At 33.0% G+C, this 2162-nt stretch carries 2 protein-coding genes; one reads left to right on the plus strand and one right to left on the minus strand.

All coding sequences use genetic code 11. From position 1 onward, the window contains the following. Positions 1 to 955, minus strand: a 955-nt coding sequence (gene purB, locus AC30RD_RS08710) for an adenylosuccinate lyase (RefSeq protein ID WP_489494114.1), incomplete at its 3' end; no start/stop codon positions are given. Positions 956 to 1069: 114 nt separating this feature from the next. Between purB and AC30RD_RS08715 the strand changes: the two genes are divergently transcribed. Then, positions 1070 to 1996 carry an RluA family pseudouridine synthase gene (locus AC30RD_RS08715; RefSeq protein WP_489494115.1) on the plus strand — a complete coding sequence of 309 codons (927 nt, stop codon included), beginning with the start codon at positions 1070 to 1072 and terminating at the stop codon, positions 1994 to 1996. Positions 1997 to 2162 lie beyond the last annotated feature (166 nt).

A 2162-nucleotide genomic window follows, 5' to 3' on the forward strand; every position in this document is an offset into this window, starting at 1 on the left:
TTATAAAGCCGTCTGGCAAGATAAATCTCTCAACAGAGGAGTGGCTAATATCCCTTTCATGCCATAAAGCTACATTTTCTAAAGCCGGAATAACCATACTTCTTATCTGCCTAGCAAGTCCTGTTAAATTTTCACTTAACACCGGATTTCTTTTGTGAGGCATTGCGGAACTTCCTTTTTGTCCTTTACTAAAATACTCCTCTGCCTCATAAACTTCCGTTCTTTGAAAATGGCGTATATTTACCGCTATCTTTTCTATAGTAGAAGCTATAAGAGCAAAAGTTGTAAAAAGTCTTGCATATCTATCCCTTTGAATGACCTGATTTGAAACCGGTGCTGGTTTTAATCCAAGCTCTTGACACACATACTCTTCAAGCTCCATGGGAGCATGAGCAAAGTTACCCATGGCTCCGCTTACTTTTCCAACGCTTATAACCTCTAAAGTCTCTTCTAAATTTTTAAGATGTCTTTTAAACTCATCATACCATATTGCCAAAACTAAACCAAAAGTTATAGGCTCGCCATGTATACCGTGACTTCTTCCTACCATTAAAGTCATTTTATGCTCAAACGCTCTTTTTTTAATGGTCTCTAAAACCATCTTGACATCATCAATTATTATCTTTAAACTATCTCTCATTTGCAAAGCAACGGCCGTATCAATAGTATCGGAGCTTGTCATACCGTAATGCACCCATCTTGATTCTTCTCCCAAGCTCTCTGCGACACTTGTTAAAAAAGCTATCACATCATGTTTTGTCTCTTTTTCTATCTCTTCTATTCTATCAATATCAAATTTTGCGTTTTTTACTATTTTCTCCATATCCTCTTTTGGAACAAGGCCCAATCTGTTCCAAGCCTTAACAGCAGCAATCTCCACATCTAACCAAGCTTGATATTTTGCTTGCATACTCCATTTGTCAGCCATAATTTTACGTGAATATCTCTCTACCATTTTTGCCCTTTTACTCTGTTATATTTTTATGATATATTAACAAAAAAAGGCTTAAGAGCAGCTCTATTAAATATAAAAAAACAGATATAAATTTTTTTTATATAAGGAGATTTATTGGGATTTGTAATCAAGGAGTTTTATGCAGATTATGAGATAAAACTTTTTATTTGGCTAATGAAAAATTTAAATATATCTCAAGCCGATGCACAAAAAATAATAGATACTAAAAAAATATTTCAAAACAGAAAAGTTATTACAGATAAAAGCGCTACTATAAAAGGAAAATTTGAGGTTTTGATATTTGAGCCAAATTCAAAAGGTTTAAAACCAACTTTTGAAACAAAAGATTTTGCTATTTTTGATAAACCAAGCGGAATAATTGTTCATCCACGAAATAGATTGACAAAGTACTCTTTATTGGATGAGGTAAGAGCACTATATGGAAGCGATGCAAACATCATTCATAGAATCGATAAAGAGACAAGTGGTTTATTGTTAGTAAGCAAAAATAAAAATGCGGAAAAATATTTGAAGAATCTTTTTGAAAAAAAAGAGGTCAAAAAAAGCTATTTGGCACTAGCAAAGGGAAAGATTGAAAATAGTTTAATTATCGACGAGCCTATTAAAAAAAATAGAGATTTTTCAAAAATAAGATTAAAAGTTTTGATTGATCCATCTGGGAAAAAGGCAAAAACGATTATAACGCCAATTAGATATTATCCATCTATAAATGCCACATTAATCAATGCTATCCCTTTAACTGGGAGGCAACATCAAATAAGAGTCCATTTGTTTCATGTGAAACATCCAATTGTAGGTGATCCAATATATGGAGTAAAAACAGAAACAGCAATAAAATATTTGGATAAAAAACTAACTTTAAAGGAAAGAGTTGAAAAAACAGGTGCTCCAAGACTTATGCTTCATTCAAACTATATAGAGTTTGTATATAAAAACACTACTTATAAAATATTTTCAAAATATAATTTTTTAGATGAGATTAATATATTGAGTGAACAATCTGAAAGTAAAATTTTATAATTGTGAGTGATTAAGTGGTTGGGTGGTTGAGTAGTTGGGTGAGAGGCTGAAGGTTGAAGGGAGTAAGGTGGTAAGGGGATAAGGAGGTAAGGAGGTAAGGAGATAAGGGGATAAGGGGGTAAGTGAGCGAGGGCAAACCGAAGGTTTAGAACGATAACTGCTTATC

The sequence above is a fragment of the Nitrosophilus sp. genome (assembly GCF_982775275.1).